At 64.7% G+C, this 15,764-nt stretch carries 16 protein-coding genes and 1 riboswitch; all 16 genes read left to right on the plus strand.

Annotated elements, in window-relative coordinates:
* Nucleotides 1–2: 2 nt before the first annotated feature.
* The 16 genes from O1W68_RS08075 to O1W68_RS08150 all read left to right on the plus strand — a co-directional run bounded on the left by O1W68_RS08075 (nucleotide 3) and on the right by O1W68_RS08150 (nucleotide 15,761).
* Nucleotides 3–1,151, plus strand: coding sequence for an acyl-CoA dehydrogenase family protein (locus O1W68_RS08075; protein ID WP_269302482.1), 1,149 nt, complete (start codon nucleotides 3–5; stop codon nucleotides 1,149–1,151).
* Complete coding sequence (locus tag O1W68_RS08080; RefSeq protein WP_269302483.1) at nucleotides 1,141–2,337, plus strand: CaiB/BaiF CoA transferase family protein; 1,197 nt, start codon at nucleotides 1,141–1,143, stop codon at nucleotides 2,335–2,337. The genes O1W68_RS08075 and O1W68_RS08080 overlap by 11 nt, the downstream gene beginning before the upstream one ends.
* Complete coding sequence (locus tag O1W68_RS08085; protein ID WP_269302485.1) at nucleotides 2,334–3,605, plus strand: CaiB/BaiF CoA transferase family protein; 1,272 nt, start codon at nucleotides 2,334–2,336, stop codon at nucleotides 3,603–3,605. The genes O1W68_RS08080 and O1W68_RS08085 overlap by 4 nt, the downstream gene beginning before the upstream one ends.
* A 43-nt stretch (nucleotides 3,606–3,648) precedes the next feature.
* On the plus strand, nucleotides 3,649–4,155 hold the full coding sequence (locus tag O1W68_RS08090) for a MaoC family dehydratase (protein WP_269302486.1): 507 nt from the start codon (nucleotides 3,649–3,651) through the stop codon (nucleotides 4,153–4,155).
* A gap of 29 nt (nucleotides 4,156–4,184) precedes the next feature.
* Nucleotides 4,185–4,625, plus strand: coding sequence for a MaoC/PaaZ C-terminal domain-containing protein (locus tag O1W68_RS08095; protein ID WP_269302488.1), 441 nt, complete (start codon nucleotides 4,185–4,187; stop codon nucleotides 4,623–4,625).
* Nucleotides 4,625–5,827, plus strand: a complete 1,203-nt coding sequence (locus O1W68_RS08100) for a thiolase family protein (protein WP_269302490.1) — start codon at nucleotides 4,625–4,627, stop codon at nucleotides 5,825–5,827. The genes O1W68_RS08095 and O1W68_RS08100 overlap by 1 nt, the downstream gene beginning before the upstream one ends.
* 2 nt (nucleotides 5,828–5,829) lie before the next feature.
* Nucleotides 5,830–6,252, plus strand: a complete 423-nt coding sequence (locus tag O1W68_RS08105) for a Zn-ribbon domain-containing OB-fold protein (RefSeq protein WP_269302491.1) — start codon at nucleotides 5,830–5,832, stop codon at nucleotides 6,250–6,252.
* Between the two features lie 15 nt (nucleotides 6,253–6,267).
* Nucleotides 6,268–7,068, plus strand: a complete 801-nt coding sequence (locus tag O1W68_RS08110) for a mycofactocin-coupled SDR family oxidoreductase (protein WP_269302493.1) — start codon at nucleotides 6,268–6,270, stop codon at nucleotides 7,066–7,068.
* Complete coding sequence (locus tag O1W68_RS08115) at nucleotides 7,065–7,781, plus strand: SDR family NAD(P)-dependent oxidoreductase (protein ID WP_269302494.1); 717 nt, start codon at nucleotides 7,065–7,067, stop codon at nucleotides 7,779–7,781. Before O1W68_RS08110 ends, O1W68_RS08115 begins: the two co-directional genes overlap by 4 nt.
* A gap of 60 nt (nucleotides 7,782–7,841) precedes the next feature.
* Nucleotides 7,842–9,458, plus strand: a complete 1,617-nt coding sequence (locus tag O1W68_RS08120) for a flavin-containing monooxygenase (RefSeq protein WP_269302496.1) — start codon at nucleotides 7,842–7,844, stop codon at nucleotides 9,456–9,458.
* 278 nt (nucleotides 9,459–9,736) lie between these two features.
* Entirely contained in the window at nucleotides 9,737–10,588 is an 852-nt protein-coding gene (locus O1W68_RS08125) for an IclR family transcriptional regulator (RefSeq protein WP_269302497.1), read from the plus strand.
* Nucleotides 10,589–10,633: 45 nt separating this feature from the next.
* Nucleotides 10,634–11,935 carry a GAF domain-containing protein gene (locus O1W68_RS08130; RefSeq protein ID WP_269302499.1) on the plus strand — a complete coding sequence of 434 codons (1,302 nt, stop codon included), beginning with the start codon at nucleotides 10,634–10,636 and terminating at the stop codon, nucleotides 11,933–11,935.
* A gap of 44 nt (nucleotides 11,936–11,979) precedes the next feature.
* Nucleotides 11,980–12,125: riboswitch (cobalamin riboswitch) on the plus strand.
* Between the two features lie 99 nt (nucleotides 12,126–12,224).
* A complete protein-coding gene (locus tag O1W68_RS08135) occupies nucleotides 12,225–13,220 on the plus strand; it encodes an ABC transporter substrate-binding protein (RefSeq protein ID WP_269302501.1) in 996 nt (331 codons plus the stop codon).
* Nucleotides 13,220–14,308 (plus strand): FecCD family ABC transporter permease, encoded by a 1,089-nt coding sequence (locus O1W68_RS08140; RefSeq protein WP_269302502.1) that lies wholly within the window; start codon nucleotides 13,220–13,222, stop codon nucleotides 14,306–14,308. Before O1W68_RS08135 ends, O1W68_RS08140 begins: the two co-directional genes overlap by 1 nt.
* Nucleotides 14,305–15,072: an ABC transporter ATP-binding protein gene (locus tag O1W68_RS08145; RefSeq protein ID WP_269302503.1), complete on the plus strand. Its 768-nt coding sequence runs from the start codon at nucleotides 14,305–14,307 to the stop codon at nucleotides 15,070–15,072. The genes O1W68_RS08140 and O1W68_RS08145 overlap by 4 nt, the downstream gene beginning before the upstream one ends.
* Nucleotides 15,069–15,761: a (2Fe-2S)-binding protein gene (locus tag O1W68_RS08150; RefSeq protein WP_269302505.1), complete on the plus strand. Its 693-nt coding sequence runs from the start codon at nucleotides 15,069–15,071 to the stop codon at nucleotides 15,759–15,761. Before O1W68_RS08145 ends, O1W68_RS08150 begins: the two co-directional genes overlap by 4 nt.
* Nucleotides 15,762–15,764: the final 3 nt, after the last annotated feature.

Genomic DNA, 15,764 nt, shown 5'->3' on the forward strand with positions numbered 1-15,764 from the left:
TCATGAGACTCGTTCCCACGGAGGAGCAGTCGGAATTGCGAGCGGTTCTCCGTTCGCTGTTCGTCAAGGAGTGCACGCCCGATCTGGTGCGTAAGTGGAAAGCTGCCGGTTCCGAATCGTCCGGGACAGTGTTCCCGGACTCGCTCTGGCGCGCACTGACCGAGATGGGCGTGTTCGGTTTGGCGCTCGAAGAAGAGCTCGGCGGCGCCGGTGCCACGCTCAACGAGCTCGGCATCTTCTACTCCGAGGCCGGACGGGCACTGTGCCCGTCCATCGTCTACAGCACGCTGGCGTTCGGCATCGCGCTGGACCGACTGGCCGGTCAGGAGATGCGCGAGCAGTACCTTCCGCGTCTTGCGGCGGGCGAACTGCGGGCCGGGGTTGCACTCTGGGACGCCGCCGACGCCCACAATGTGAGTCCCACCCTGACGGCGACGCGCGCAGACGGAGGCTGGGCGCTCAGCGGACTCCTGCCGTTCGTGGAGAACGCAGAGCTGGCCGAACTCCTGCTCGTGACTGCCACCGCGACCGTGTTCGCGGAGCCGAACCGAGTGCTCGGCTTGCTCGTCGAGCCAGGCGGGCAGGGATGGACGAGTACGTGGCAGCCGACCATCGCAGGTGAGCACCAGTACCGCGTCGAGCTCGACGAGCTCTTCGTGCCGGACGAGCGGGTTCTTGCCGGCAATGCCGGGCTGGCGCTCGTCGAGGTGCGGTGGGTGGCAGACGTGGTCACCGCTTTGCAGTGCGTGGAAATGTCCGGCGGCGGCGCTGCCGTGCTGGAGCGGACCGTGGATTACGTGCGTACCCGCGAGCAGTTCGGACGCCCGATCGGCATCTTCCAGGCGGTCCAGCACATCGTGGCCGACATTCACATCGCACTCGAGGCGTCGCGACTGTCCGCAGATTCGGCAGTCTGGTGGCTCGCACGCGGCGAGCAGGCCGGCCGCAACGTGGCGATTGCCAAGATGCACGCCAGCGAGGCCTACAAGTGGGCAACGCTCAACGCACACCAGGTCCACGGCGGAATGGGGTACGTCCGAGAGACGGACCTGCATCTGTGGTCCGAGCGGGCCAAAGTATCGGAGATCCGCGGCGGTACGGCAGATGTGGCCGCACGCTGGCTAGAGGAGGAGATCGGCCTTGTCCATTGAGCCGCAGGCACTTTCAGGACTCCGTGTCATCGACCTGTCTCGGTGGGTGGCGGGTGAGTACGCGACGAAGCTGTTCGCAGACTTCGGCGCAGAGGTCATCAAGATCGAACGGCCCGGCGAAGGCAGCCTGACGCGTCGATGGGGACCTTTCCCCGGTGATGTTCCGGACCCCGAGGCCAGTGCGCTGTTCCTGCACCTGAACACCAACAAGCAGTCCGTTGCACTCGATCTACACGACCCCGCCGATGTGGAGGTCCTGCTCACCTTGATCGAGACCGCCGACGCGGTGGTCGAGTCGTTCCGTCCCGGACATCTCGAGAGCCTCGGTATCGGTCCCGACGTGCTGCGCGCGCGGAACCCACGGCTGGTGGTGACCCGCATCAGTGCCTTCGGCCAGACCGGGCCCAACCGGGACCGGGAGGCCACTGGCATCACTTTGCAGGCAGCCGGCGGCCCGATGAACGCGACGGGCGCGGCCGACCGCGCTCCGCTGCGTAAGCCGGGTCTGCTCGAGCACTACACGATTGGGCGCTCGGCGGGTGAGGCCACGATGGCCGGCATCTTCCATGCCCGGCGTACAGGTTCGGGTTCGGTGATCGATGTGTCCGGGCAGGAAGTATTGCTCGCTGGGGCAGACCGCCGCGCGTCGTACTTGCTCTCGGCGGCCTACTCGGGAATGGTGGCGCCGCGAGGCGTCCGTAGCCCGCACCGACATGGGGCGACCTTTACCGGGCCGTTCCGCACCAACGACGGCTTCGTGATGATCTACGTGACGAATCAGGCATTCTGGAACCGGTTGATCGACCTCGCCGGAAAAGATGATCCTTCCTTCCACGAATGCTTTCACGGCCGCCAAACAGTGACCGGCCAGGATCGTGAGGACTTTATCGCCTATATCAGCGACTGGTGCCTGGCGCACTCGAAGATCGACCTGATGGAGCGCTGCGAAGCGGCTCGTATCCCGGTCACCGCTTTCATGGAGGTCTCGGAGTTGTTGGAGGCCGAGCACTTTCGTGGGCGCGGCGCCTTCGTCGAGGTCGACCATCCCGTCGCAGGCACGTTGTCCTACACGGCCGCGCCGTGGCGGATGCGCGGCGGTCATGCGATCACAACAGCCGCGCCGCTGCTCGATCAGCACGGTGCACGGATTCGGGAGCAGAACGAGCAGAAGGTGAGCCAGGCATGAGCTATCCACTCGAAGGTATCCGCGTTGTCGATCTGACGGTCGTGTGGTCCGGTCCGGGTGCGACAGCGCTGCTGGGTGATCTCGGCGCCGAGGTCATTCGGCTCGAGGGCAACAACCGCGCCAGCAGGCAAGTGTCCGCGAAGACGACGAAGGAGCTTATCGCTTCCACCGGCTACCACGGCGGCACGTACCCGGACAAAGATCCGGGCGAGCGGCCGTACGAGCGCACCGCGCTCTTCAATTGGCACTCACGGAACAAGCTGGCCGCGTGCGCGAACTTGGAGACCCCTGAGGGGCATGCCGCCGCAATCGCGTTGCTCGAGATCAGTGATGTGCTGGTGGAGAACAACTCCAACGGCACGCTGGAGAAGCTGGGACTGGGCCACGAGGCGCTGCTGGCGATCAACCCGCGCCTGATCGTGGTACGGATGCCGCCGATGGGAATGAGCGGACCCATGAGCGACTACCTCGGTTACGGGCCGAACTTCAACTCGCTCGTCGGTATCGCAGCAATGGACGGGTACGAGGGCGAAGAGCCCGATTCGGCCGGCGAGAATTACCACATGGACGAGGCGGCCCCCGCAGGCGTCGCGTTCGCGGTGATGGCAGCGCTGTGGGATCGCGAACGCACCGGGCTCGGCGGTTTGGTCGAGTTCCCGCAGGCGGAAGCGGTCATGGCCGACATCGGCGAGTTCGTGCTCGACTGCCAGATGAACGGTCGCAACCCGGAGGTGCTCGGCAACACCGACCTGCGCATGCTTCAGGACGTTTTCCTCTCGGCCGACGAGGACCGCTGGCTCGCGGTGTCGGTGCGCGACGATCGAGATTGGGTCGCGATGGCAGCACTCGTCGACCCCGAAGGACTGGCGGGAATGGGCGAGACTGCTGCGTTGCGCGCGGAGAACTCCGACGCAATCCGTGCAGTGCTGGCGGGTTGGTGCCGTCAGCGGCCAGCTGAGCAGGCCGTCCAGGAACTGCAGGACGTCGGCGTGCCGGCCGGTGAGGTCATGAGCGAAATGCGGTTGCTCGAGGATCCGCACCTGGCCGCGCGCGGCTGGTTCCAGGAGCGCAGCCACCCATCGGTGGGTACGCACCGTTACCCCGGCCACCCCTGGCGAGCAGAGGGTTTCGACCTGGCATTCGGCCGGGCGGTTCCAGGTTTCGGTGAGGACAACGAGTACCTCTACAAGGAGCTGCTCGGATACTCCGCCGAGCAGTACGCCGACCAGGTGGCTCGTGGCTTGATCACCGACCACCAGATTGCTTGACAGACAAATGCATTCGAACACAACACAGTTAGGCGGGCAACCGATGCCAGAAACAGCAGAGTCGTTGATCCCGGACGAGGTCGCCGCCAGGATCGGAACGGTCGTGGCGACCGCGACAGGTGCTGTCGTTCAGCGTGATTGGCAGCGGTGGGCCGTGTCCGTCCGCGAGGACAACCCGCTGTACTTCGACGGGGACTACGCACGCGAACACGGCTACGCCGACGTCATCTGTCCACCGCTCTACGTGCAGTACGCGATCCTCGGCGTCACCCCGATCGATACCCTGCGGGTCGACGGCTCCTCCGGTGCCGCATCCGGCAATCTGACGTTTCCCAAGTGCCCCAAGCGGATGGCGGGCGGCGAGAGCACCACGTTCCTGCGCCCCTCCTACGACGGCGATGTCATCACCTCGGTCCGCACAGTGGATTCGATCGTGGAGAAGCAAGGCCGCTCAGGGCGTTTCGTGCTGGTGACGTGGAAGACCGCGTACACCAATCAGCGCCGCGAACTGGTCGCTGCAGCTACGACGTCGATGATCGCGCGGCCATGAGAGAAGGAAAAGAGTTGAGGGAGAACGCGATGGCAGGCCAGCTGCACTTCGAAGACGTCACGGTAGGGGACCAGATCACCACCCTGCGCACGAGCGTGGACGAGATCCAGATGTTCTTGTTCAGTGCTGCGACGTACAACGCGCACCGCATCCATTACGACAAGTCCTGGGCAGTCGATGTCGAGGGTTACTCGGGGCCACTGGTACAGGGGCCGCTGCAGGCCGCATTACTGGCGAGGGCGGTGACCGATTGGATCGGCGGCGCCGGCACCTTGGTCACGTACTCGGCCCAGAACCGCGCCGTCGCCTTCGCCGGCCAGGAACTGGACTTCGTGGGAACGGTGACGGCCAAGCGCGAGGAAGACGGACGCGCGCTGGTGGACTTGGAGATTCGCGGTGAGCGCGACGGTGAGCTGTTGATGCCAGGCACTGCCACCGTCACCCTGCCACACCGGACCGAGGCCGTGTGATGAGCGGACTACGCGGCGAAGCGGCCATCCTCGGCTTCTGCGAACTGCCCTCCCAGCGCAAGCAGACCCGGCCGGAGCAGTTCACCATCGAGCAGTGGGCGACGCTGTCGAAGATGGCGATCGACGACGCGGGCATCGATGCCTCGCAGGTCGACGGCATCGTCGCGCACGGCCTGGCGGAGTCGGACATGTTCGTCCCGGCCACACTCTCGGAATACCTGGGATTGCCGTTGAACTTCGGTGAGCGGGTGGACCTCGGCGGCGCCACGGCAGCCGGCATGGTGTGGCGTGCGGCTGCTGCCGTGGAGCTGGGCCTGTGTGAAGCCGTCCTGGTGGTGGTCCCAGGTTCGTACATGTTGCCGCGCTCGCAGCAACGCCCGGCGAAGGACCCCGGTTACTTCGGTGCGTCGAGCAACAACTTCGGCTCGCCTCAGGCGGAGTTCGAGATCCCCTACGGCAACCTCGGGCAGAACGCGCCGTACGCGCAGATCGCCCGGCGCTACGCAGCCGAGTTCGGCTACGACCCGGAGGCGACAGCGAAGATCGCTGTCGATCAGCGGACGAACGCGTGTGCTACCCCCGGTGCGGTGTTCCACGGTAAGCCGATCACTCTCGACGACGTGCTCGCCAGCCCGATGATCGCGGACCCCATCCGGATGCTCGAGGTCGTCATGCGGGTGCAGGGCGGCGCGGGTGTGATCGTCGGTAACGCCGACGTGGCGCGCAAATCGAAGAACCGTCCCGTGTGGGTGAAGGGCTTCGGTGAGCGGATCTCGTTCAAGACTCCCACCTACGCCGAGGACATGGTCCGCACGCCCATCAAGGCGGCCGCGGACAGAGCCTTCGCGATGGCGGGCGTCGAGCGCTCCGACATCGACGTGGCGTCGATCTACGACTGCTACACGATCACCGTGCTGATGAGCCTGGAAGATGCAGGGTTCTGTGAGAAGGGCACCGGCATGGAGTGGGTCAAGCAGCGCGACCTCACCTTCCGCGGCGACTTCCCGCTGAACACTGCGGGTGGCCAGCTCTCCTTCGGGCAGGCAGGCATGGCAGGCGGCATGCACCATGTGGTCGACGGCGTCCGGCAACTGATGGGACGAGCAGGCGAGGCGCAGGTCGAGGATTGCAACACGGCGTTCGTCACCGGCAACGGCGGAATCATGAGCGAGCAGGTCGCTTTGATCCTGCAAGGAGAGTGAGTATGAGCACCGCAGACAAGCCGTTTCCCGAGCCCACCCCGGTCACCAAGCCGTTCTGGGACAGCCTCCGCGAGCATCGGATCGAGATCCAGTACTCACCGTCCTCGGACGAGTACGTGTTCTACCCGCGAGTGCTGGCGCCGCGCACGCTTGCCGACGACCTCGAATGGCGCGAAATCACCGGGCTGGGGACGCTGTACACCTACACCGTGGCCGATCGCCCCACCGCGCCGCCGTGGGCGGACTCGCTCCCGCAGATCCTGGCCGTCGTCCAGTGGGACGTCGGCCCGCGGCTGAGCACCGAGATGGTGGAGGTCGACCCGGCAGACCTGGAAATCGGCATGCGCGTCGAGCCGGTGTTCTGCGACTATCCCGACCGCGACATCACGCTCCTGCGTTATCGCCCAGCCGCCGACCGAGACTGACGAGAGGAATCACAGATGTCACGGATGGACGGCAAGGTCGCGTTGATCACCGGCGCAGGCGGAGGAATGGGCCGCACCCACGCGGTGCGGTTGGCCCAGGAGGGCGCGGACATCATCGCGCTCGATCTCGTCGAGGCAGGCCTTGCCGAGACCGCGGCGCTCGTTCGGGCCGAGGGCCGTCGAATCGTCACCGGTGTTGCGGACGTGCGAGACATGGCGGCGACGAAGGATGCAGTCGCACTCGGCGTGGCCGAGCTCGGCAGGTTGGACACGGTGGTCGCCAATGCCGGAGTGACCGAGAACGTCGGCCCGTCGTGGACGATCGACGAGGCCCTGTGGGAGCGGTCGATGGCCGTCAACCTCACCGGGGTCTGGCACACCGTGCTGGCGGGTGTCGCGGCGCTGGAGGTCGCCGGCGGTTCGGTGATCATCATCAGCTCGACGGCCGGCATCAGCGCGGCTCCCGGCGCCTCGCACTACAGCGCAGCCAAACATGCGGTGGTCGGACTGGCCAGGACGCTGGCCAACGAGCTCGGCCCACAGTCGATTCGCGTCAATACCGTCCATCCAGGCGCGGTGGACACGGCGATGACACTCAACCCGGCCACGTTCGCCCGGCTGCGCCCGGACCTTGCGGATCCAACTGCCGAGGACGTCGTCGATGTGCTCGCCGCGCGGCACCTGTTGCCGGTGCCGTGGGTGGAGTCGGTGGATGTGAGCAACGCGGTGGTGTTCTTGGCCTCGGACGAGGCGCGGTACATCACCGGCACGCAACTGGTGGTCGACGCCGGACTTACACAGAAAGCGATGTCATGAGTGGGCGATTGGCGGGCAAGACGGCATTGATCACCGGCGGAGCCCGGGGGATCGGACGCGCGCAGGCGGTGCGATTCGCTCAGGAGGGTGCCGATCTGATCGTGGTGGACTGCTGCACCGCGGTAACGCACTCGACGACCCCTGCCGCGAGCAGTGAGGATCTGGCGGAGACTGTCCGACAGGTCGAAATGCTCGGGCGACGGATCGTCGCCATCGAGGCCGATGTCCGCGAGCAGAGCGCGCTCGATGCGGCGTTGGCCCGCGGCGTCGGCGCACTCGGTCGGCTCGACATCGTCTGCGCCGGCGCAGGCATCAGTTCCACCGGCAAGACCATGGAGCTCTCGGCTCAGGTCTGGCAGACGATGCTGGATGTGAACCTCACGGGGATGTGGAAGACCTGCAAGGCCGCTATTCCACACCTGATCGAGGGCGGGCGCGGTGGTTCGCTCGTCCTGGTCAGCTCCACGGCCGGTGTCCGGGGTCTGAACGGGATGGGCCACGTCGCTGCTGCCGAGCACGGGCTGGTCGGGCTGATGCGGTCGCTGGCAAAAGAGCTCGAGCCGCACAACATCCGAATCAACATCGTGAACCCTTCCATGAGCACGGACGGAAGGGCGAGCCAGGACATCGCCGACGTGAGCCTGTTCCTGGCCTCCGACGAGGCCCGCTCCATCACCGGGATCACGATGCCTCTCGACATGGCCTACGCGTGAGAGCCCGGTGACCAGCGTGCCTGTCGAACCAACACACTCTCCAGAAAGAAGGAATCGATCATGACGCGAACCAATGTGGACGTGGTGGTTGTCGGAGCAGGCCTGGCCGGCCTGTACGCGATGCACAAGTTCCGCGGGCAGGGACTCGACGTCCAGGGCTTCGAAGCAGCTTCCGACGTCGGTGGCACGTGGTACTTCAACCGCTACCCGGGTGCTCGCTGCGACGTGGAAAGCGTCGACTACTCGTATTCCTTCGACGATGAACTGCAGCAGGAGTGGGACTGGTCCGAGCGCTATGCCACGCAGCCAGAAATCCTGGCATACCTCGAACACGTCGCGGACCGATTCGACCTGCGTAGCGGCTTCGAGTTCGACACCCGAGTGGTGTCCGCGACGTTCGACGAACAGGCCGCGCGGTGGAACATCGTCACCGACAAGGGTGAGAAGGTGACGGCGAGATTCTGTGTGTTGGCCACCGGCGCGCTGTCCACGACGAACCTGCCGAACATCCCGGGCCGCGACAGCTTCGGCGGCGAGATCCTGCATACCGGCGACTGGCCGCGCACCGGTGTCGATTTCGCCGGAAAGCGGGTCGGTGTCATCGGCACCGGATCCTCGGGCATCCAGTCCATCCCGTTGATCGCCGAGCAGGCAGCGACGCTGCACGTCTTCCAGCGCACCCCGAACTTCTCCGTGCCCGCGAGCAACCGCCCGCTGGACGAAGAGACTCGCCGTGAGCAGAAGGCGACCTACGCCGAGCGCCGACGCAAGAGTTGGGCCAGCGGTGGTGGTTCCCCCTTCGTCTCGAATCCGAAGAGTGCGCTCGAGGTCCCGGCGGATGAGCGGGAAGCGGAGTTCGAGCAGTACTGGGAGCTCGGCGGGGTGTTGTTCGCCAAGACTTTCGCGGACCAGATGAGCGACATCGAGGCCAACAACCTGGCCCGAGGCTTCGCCGAGCGCAAGATTCGCGCCGTCATCGAAGATCAGGCTGTCGCCGACGCACTGATCCCGACGGACCACCCGATCGGGTCCAAGCGAATCGTCACCGACTCCGGCTACTTCGCGACGTACAACCGCGACAACGTCACGTTGGTGAACCTCCGCGAGGCGCCGATCACCGCCATCGACGAGACGGGCATCGCGACTGCAGGCGCGCACTACGACCTGGACATGATCGTGTTCGCCACGGGCTTCGACGCGATCACCGGTTCACTGGACCGCATCGACATCCGTGGACGCGACGGGGTACTGCTGCGTGAGAAATGGGCGGCAGGACCGCAGACACTGCATGGCATCGCCGCGGCCGGCTTCCCCAACCTGTTCCTGATCACCGGCCCCGGCAGCCCCGGTGTGCTGGCAAACATGGTGCTGGGCTCCGAGCAGCACGTGAACTGGATCGCCGACGCGATCGCGTACGTCGACAGTAACGATTACGCGATCATCGAGGCAGGCGAGCAAGCTGCTGCGGACTGGATGGCGGAGTGTGCCGCCGTCGCCGCGAAGACGTTGTTCCCTCAGGCCGACTCCTGGTACATGGGTGCCAATATCGAGGGTAAGCCGCGCGTCTTCATGATGTATGCGGGTGGTTTCGGCAACTACGGCAAGAAGATCGCAGAGGCCGCAGCGGCGGGGTACAAGGGGTTCGAACTCACCGCGCTCGCTGCCCGTCAGGAGTGACGTCAAGCGGGTCCGCGCCGGCGACGCGGACCCGCTTGACGGTGATCTGAATCTCTCTTACTCTTTGGCATGTATGAGATACCAAGTATCACTCAGTGATTCATCTCGACGGGTCGAGTCGGTTTGCAGACCGAAGGTGGTGCCCCCGGACCTCTCCTTTCGTTTGCCGGTGAGTCTTCCCAAGCGGAATTTTCCATGTCCCTCTGGGTACACTCGAACATCCCGACCGAGACACTCCAAGCTGCTGAGTCGACTCGAAACTGATCTGGGGGAATGTCATGACCATCGTTGACTCGAACGACACAATGTTCGCCGGCCGGGCAATCGCCTCGCAGTCCAAGGCAGACCTGCCGCCGTCGATGGTCGAACGGATGACTCTGATTCTCGACGCGTTCGGGGGTAAAGCAGCCCGGCTGACCCTCGAAGAGATTTCGGTCTGCACTCAGCTCCCGAGGTCCACAGTTCACCGCATTCTCGATCAACTCGTAAGGCTCGACTGGGTGGATCACGCTTCGGTCGGATATGGCCTCGGTGCACGTGCGCTCGGGCTCGGGGGCGGTGACGGCGGACGCAGCCAGATTCGTGAGGTTGCTGCGCCGATTCTGCACGAGCTGCACATGCAGACCGGGATGGTCGTTCATCTATCTGTTCTCGACGGATCCAAAAGCGTCTGCCTCGACAAGGTCGGTGGACGGTTCGCTGCCGCACTGCCGTCCCGCGTCGGTGGCCGGGCCGCGTCACACGCGACGGCCGGTGGGAAGGCGATGTTGGCGTGGCTGGATCCCGAGCATGTAGACACCTTGTTCGGCGCGACCCTTCCTCGCTTCACCGACAAGACCATCACCGAGCGGGCGGTCCTACATCTGGAGTTGAACCGCATTCGTCAGCGCCAGGGGCTGGCGTTCGGTCTCGAAGAGGCGGTCCGTGGGATCTCATGCGTGGGGTCGGCGATTCGTGGTTACGAAGGCCCGGCCGGTGGTATCGCGCTGTGTGGAGAGACGCGGAATGCGCAACTCGAGCGAGTAGCACCTTTGGTCGTGGACGCCGCTCGTGAGGTGTCGCGCGCTCTGTTCCCCAAACGCGGAGCGCCCCGCAGTGCCCGCAAGGCGCTGTCGACGCGAGCGAACTGACCCCACCTCTACATCGCTATGTGAGCTGGCGCACAATTGTCGGCAATGACTCAGTCGACAGGTCCCGAGCCTGCGCTGGCGGCAGGCGAGGATCCGCGCCGCTACGCGCAGATACTGACGGCCGTCTACGACGCGACGATGGCGGGCGGTAGGGGGCCAGCCCGGCCACGCGAGGTGATCGGTGATTCGTGGCGGCGGTTGCAGACCCTCGGTATCGATCCCGAACAAAAATCCATCTCACCCTCACTTGTAGATATTTCCGATCTCGAGCTGAGCCGTCGTGATTCGGGTCTGTTCGACGTCCTCGACGATCTGGCTCGCGGGCTGGAATCGGTCGTTCAGGACGGAAACAACATTCTCGTTGTGGCCGACCGTCACGGGCGGGTGTTGTGGCGCAGTGGATCTACGGCAGTGCTCGATCGCGCCGACGGACTCGGATTCGTCGAGGGTGCCAGCTGGGCCGAGGACTCGGTGGGTACCAATGCGATCGGGACTGCGTTGGTTTCGCGCCGAGCAGTGCAGATTTTTTCGGCGGAACACTATGTGCGAAGCCATCATCCATGGACGTGTGCGGGTGCGCCGATCAAGGACCCGCGGACCGGTCAGGTGATCGGTGCGGTCGATGTCAGTGGGCCTGCGAGTAGCGTGCATCCGACCACGCTCGCGCTCGTGGATGCCATTGCCCGTCTTGCTGAATCCCAACTGCGCGAGCATCATCGGCAGAATTTGGATCTGCTGCGCTCTGTCGCGGCCCCCATGCTCGCCCGGTTGCATTCCCCCGCATTGGCGGTCGACGCCAACGGGTGGGTAGCGGCCACCTCGTCCGTCGCGTTGCGCACTCGAGTTCTGCTGCCCGAGGATCTGGCCACGGGACGATTCTGGATGCCGACGCTCGGTGTGTGTGAAGTCGAGCCGTTGCCCGGTGGTTGGCTCGTCCGGCCGACCGGGGTGGCGGAGAGTGCATCGGTCTCCGAGACGGCCGGTGCCACTACTATCTGCATCGATCTACGCCATCCGCAGCACACTCGGCTAGAGATCCGTAGCGAGGTCGGGGAGTGGATACACGAGCCGACGCCACGCCACGCAGAGATCCTCTACCTGCTGGCAGTCCATCGGGAGGGGCGGACCGCGGCACAGATGGCGGCGGATCTCTTCGGAGACGGCGGAAGGGCGATCACCGTCAGGGCCGAAATGTCTCGCCTACGCAAGCAGCTGTCCGGTGTGGTCATGACCCAGCCATACCGGTTCGACGCGTCGGCAACCGTCGAAATTTCGATGCCCGAGGACATCAGCAGACTGCTGCCGCATTCTTCGGCACCTGCGGTTCGGGCACGACGTGTCCGCTGACTACATGTGTGGGTATCGGTGGGCGCGCTCGACCGCTGCCGAAACCTCTCGTGCATACTGCTGGACGAAGCACTTAGCAAGCCAGTCGTAGGGGGAAGCCGGTCGAAATCCGGCGCTGACCCGCAACGGTGGGCTGTCTCCTCTCGTGGAGATGGCAAGTCCGATTACCCAGCGGCTGTGTGTGCGACACCTATTCGTCGTGGTCTACGAATCGGCAGTCCTGCGCGTGGTTGATTTTGCTGCGCGTCGACTCTCAATTTCGTGGCTCTGAGCTCCAAGTGAGGTTCATATGTCACCATCTACTCCCTCTATCGTCCGAATTGTCGCGGTCGGTTCCGCGGCGGCGCTGCTCTTCGCGGGCTGTTCGCGTGGCGACTCGACAGAGGCCACCTCGGCCGGGGCCGCGTTCGACGAGCCGGTCACCATCTCCAATTGCGACCTCGCCCAGCAGTTCGATTCCCCTCCGCAACGCATCATTTCCATGAACGACCACGTCACTGAGGTGCTCATCGAGATGGGTGTCGCGGATCGGATCGTTGGGATGGGTTATCAGAACGCCTCGCCCACTGCGGAGTTGGCCGAGGAATTTTCGAAGATTCAGGGCCTCGCCGATGAATACCCGACCAAAGAACAGATCCTCGATCTCGACCCTGACCTCGTCGTGGGAGGCATGCGCAGCGCCTTCAACGACAAGGAGGGCCGCTCCCGCGAATCGTTCACCGAGGTCGGCGTCGCAACGTTCCTGTTCTCCGAGTACTGCGGATCGGGATTCCCCGACATCGGGATGCTCGAAAACGATTATTCCCAACTCGGTGAGATTCTGGGAGCCGAGGATGCCGCGAAGGACGTCGCCGACGGTGTCGTGGCAGGCCTGGATGTAGTGGGTGAGAAATTGACCGGTGTTGCTCCGACCCCGACGTTTTTCTACGACTCCGGTGAAGACGTCCCCATGACCATCGGGGGCATCGGTGTAGGGCAAATCATCGCGGACTACGCAGGGGCGGAGAACATCTTCCCCGAAGGCGAGCGGCCCTACCTGGACACGACGTGGGAGATCATCGGTGAACGCGCACCGCAGGCGATCGTCGTCCTCGACTACGGCGATACCTCCGCGCAGGGCAAGATCGACTTCCTGAAAAGTCAACCGATCATGGCGACGACCCCTGCCGTCCAACGCGACAACTTCATCGTCGTACCGCTCGATGACTTCTTCGAGAGCCCACGACTGGTGACGAGCGTGGACACCATCGCACGCGCACTGCATCCGGACCGGTTCCAGGACTGATGGCCACCGCCGTCGAAACCCGAACTATACCTGTCGAATCTACATCGACTCGGCGTTCGCGCTTTCCGCTCGGAGTGGTTCTTGCACTGCTGATCCTCGGCCTTCTGGCTGCGATCGCAGCGGCAGCGTCGTTCGGCTCCGTACAGATTCCCGTCGGCGACGTCTGGGCGATCGTCATACACAAGGTGATGCCGGGAGCATTCGAATCCTGGTGGACCGAGGCGCGCGCAGTGATCGTCCTCGACTCCCGTCTTCCGCGGTCGTTGACTGCCGCGGTCGTCGGTGCCTCGCTTGCGATCTCGGGTGGTGTCGCACAGGCCGTCACACGTAACCCGCTTGCTGATCCGTATCTGCTGGGAGTGTCCTCGGGAGCGGGCTTCGGTGTCGTGGTGGTGATGGCGCTCGGTATCGGAGCGGGTGCGATCGGGGTCTTCACCATTCCAGCGGCGGCCTTCGTCGGGGCGATGATCCCGTTGTTCCTGGCATTGCTGATCGGCGGCAGACACCCACAGTCGACGGCGATCATTCTTGTCGGCGTCGCGATGGGAGCCATATTCTCGGCGCTCATCACGTTCACGCTCCTGGTTTTCGCTGACGAGCGCAGCCTCAGTGGCGTATTGCATTGGCTTGCGGGAGGATTCGGCGACGCGCGTTGGTCGACGTTGGCTTTCCCCACGATCGCTCTCCTGGTGGTCGGCACTGTGCTGTTGCTCAGTGCACCGCGCATGGACCTGCTCAAAACAGGTGACGACGGCGCCGCCGCTCTGGGATTGAATGTGCAGCGATTCCGTGTGCTTCAGCTCCTGGCCGTCTCGATGCTTGCCGGTGCCGCCGTATCCGTCGGTGGCGGAATCGGTTTCGTGGGTTTGCTCGTACCTCATCTCGCGGGATACATCGTCGGTACCAGGGCCATCAGGCTGCTTCCCGTGGCGGCCCTGCTCGGGGCGATCGCGTTGGTAGGGGCAGACACACTCGCGCGATCGGTTTCCAGCAGCACCGAGGTGCCGGTCGGAGTGGTCACCGCATTGGTTGGCGCACCGATCTTCGTGTTCATGCTCTCCCGCCAGTACGGAAGGGCCCAGCGATGACCCTGTCGATACACGAGGTCACTGCCCGGCTCGGATCGCGAGAAGTTTTGCACGGCATCGATTTCAGTGTCCGCCCCGGGGAAATTCTGGGACTCGTCGGACCCAACGGATCAGGTAAGACCACGGCGCTGCGCTGCTGCTACCGGGCGTTGACACCAGCATCCGGGTCCGTCCTTGTCGACCATATCGACGCACGGTCGATGAAGCGCGCGGAACTGGCGCGGACCGTCGGCGTCGCATCGCAGGAACCCGAGGCATCCGTCGGGCTGACGGTCCGAGAATCGGTCGCGCTCGGGAGGGTGCCGCACCGCGGCTGGTTCTCTCCCCCGACCGCATCCGACGACGAGGTAGTGACATCCTGCCTGCGCCGGTTGGAGTTGTTCGGTCTGGCCGACCGTGACGTCGGGGCATTGTCCGGCGGTGAGCGGCAACGCGTCTCCATTGCCCGCGCACTGGCTCAACAGCCGCGAATTCTGCTGCTCGACGAGCCGACCAACCATCTCGATCTGCGCCACCAACTGATAGTCATGAGCGCCATTGCCGACCTGGCTGCCGACGGGCTCGCTATCGTCATCACTGTGCACGATCTGCGTCTGGCCGTCGAGTACTGCTCCTCGCTGGCGGTTCTCGACGGTGGATCCGTCGTCGCGTCGGGCCCGACTGCCGAGGTTCTGACCGACTCGTTGCTGGCGGAGGTGTTCGGAATTCGCGCGACGGTGCGTACCCACCCGAGGCCCGTCATCGACGTTCACGGGCTGGCATGAGCGTCTATGCGCGTGCCGCGGCGCGAGTACCGGGCCTCGGTGAATACCTCGAAGGCCCGTTCGATCTTCCTGCGTCGGTGATGCTCGACGCCGACTGGATACGGGCTCGCGTCGTCGACACCGGAGTGCGGTGGAACTGCGTCGACGATCGGGTCAACGGCACCCTGTGGTGGTATTCGGCCAGCTCGACGCTAGCTTTCGTTGCTGTCGCCACCGCGATGGTGACCGGTGAGGCCGCGGATCCAACGCTCGACACCGCACGCTGCTTCCTGCGGCCCAACGGCTATCTGGGTGGGGTGAGCACCGAGCTGACCATCTCGACCGAGCAACTGGCACCCGGACTGGACGCAACATTCGGGGGCATCATCGACGTACTCGCCGAGGCCTCGGGAGCCCGTCGACAGGCGTTGTGGGCAATCGCGACGGACTCCATCGCCAACCGCAGCCTCGACGTGGGGGCCGTGCTCGGCGACAGGACCGTCGGCAGTCGCTTCGCCACGTCGCTGATCGCGAATATGCAGGCAACGATGCCGTCCCCGAGATTTGTCGACGTCGGGGGCCGCCGGTTCACCCAGCGTTGTTCGTGTTGCCTTCTATACGAGACCTCAGGAGCCGACAAGTGCACCAGCTGCCCTCGGCGAACGCCTGCGGATCGTCGGCGTGGACTCGAAGCAGCTGCTCGCTACTAGGGG

It is taken from the genome of Rhodococcus sp. H36-A4 (assembly GCF_027158005.1).
In the GTDB taxonomy this organism is placed as follows: domain Bacteria; phylum Actinomycetota; class Actinomycetes; order Mycobacteriales; family Mycobacteriaceae; genus Rhodococcoides.

Coding starts and splice junctions, on each gene's coding strand:
- O1W68_RS08120 (WP_269302496.1), top strand. CDS start 7,842: ATGACGCGAACCAATGTGGACGTGGTGGTTGTCGGAGCAGGCCTGGCC.
- O1W68_RS08085 (WP_269302485.1), top strand. CDS start 2,334: ATGAGCTATCCACTCGAAGGTATCCGCGTTGTCGATCTGACGGTCGTG.
- O1W68_RS08130 (WP_269302499.1), top strand. CDS start 10,634: ATGACTCAGTCGACAGGTCCCGAGCCTGCGCTGGCGGCAGGCGAGGAT.
- O1W68_RS08150 (WP_269302505.1), top strand. CDS start 15,069: ATGAGCGTCTATGCGCGTGCCGCGGCGCGAGTACCGGGCCTCGGTGAA.
- O1W68_RS08100 (WP_269302490.1), top strand. CDS start 4,625: ATGAGCGGACTACGCGGCGAAGCGGCCATCCTCGGCTTCTGCGAACTG.
- O1W68_RS08145 (WP_269302503.1), top strand. CDS start 14,305: ATGACCCTGTCGATACACGAGGTCACTGCCCGGCTCGGATCGCGAGAA.
- O1W68_RS08115 (WP_269302494.1), top strand. CDS start 7,065: ATGAGTGGGCGATTGGCGGGCAAGACGGCATTGATCACCGGCGGAGCC.
- O1W68_RS08125 (WP_269302497.1), top strand. CDS start 9,737: ATGACCATCGTTGACTCGAACGACACAATGTTCGCCGGCCGGGCAATC.
- O1W68_RS08105 (WP_269302491.1), top strand. CDS start 5,830: ATGAGCACCGCAGACAAGCCGTTTCCCGAGCCCACCCCGGTCACCAAG.
- O1W68_RS08090 (WP_269302486.1), top strand. CDS start 3,649: ATGCCAGAAACAGCAGAGTCGTTGATCCCGGACGAGGTCGCCGCCAGG.
- O1W68_RS08075 (WP_269302482.1), top strand. CDS start 3: ATGAGACTCGTTCCCACGGAGGAGCAGTCGGAATTGCGAGCGGTTCTC.
- O1W68_RS08140 (WP_269302502.1), top strand. CDS start 13,220: ATGGCCACCGCCGTCGAAACCCGAACTATACCTGTCGAATCTACATCG.
- O1W68_RS08110 (WP_269302493.1), top strand. CDS start 6,268: ATGTCACGGATGGACGGCAAGGTCGCGTTGATCACCGGCGCAGGCGGA.
- O1W68_RS08095 (WP_269302488.1), top strand. CDS start 4,185: ATGGCAGGCCAGCTGCACTTCGAAGACGTCACGGTAGGGGACCAGATC.
- O1W68_RS08135 (WP_269302501.1), top strand. CDS start 12,225: ATGTCACCATCTACTCCCTCTATCGTCCGAATTGTCGCGGTCGGTTCC.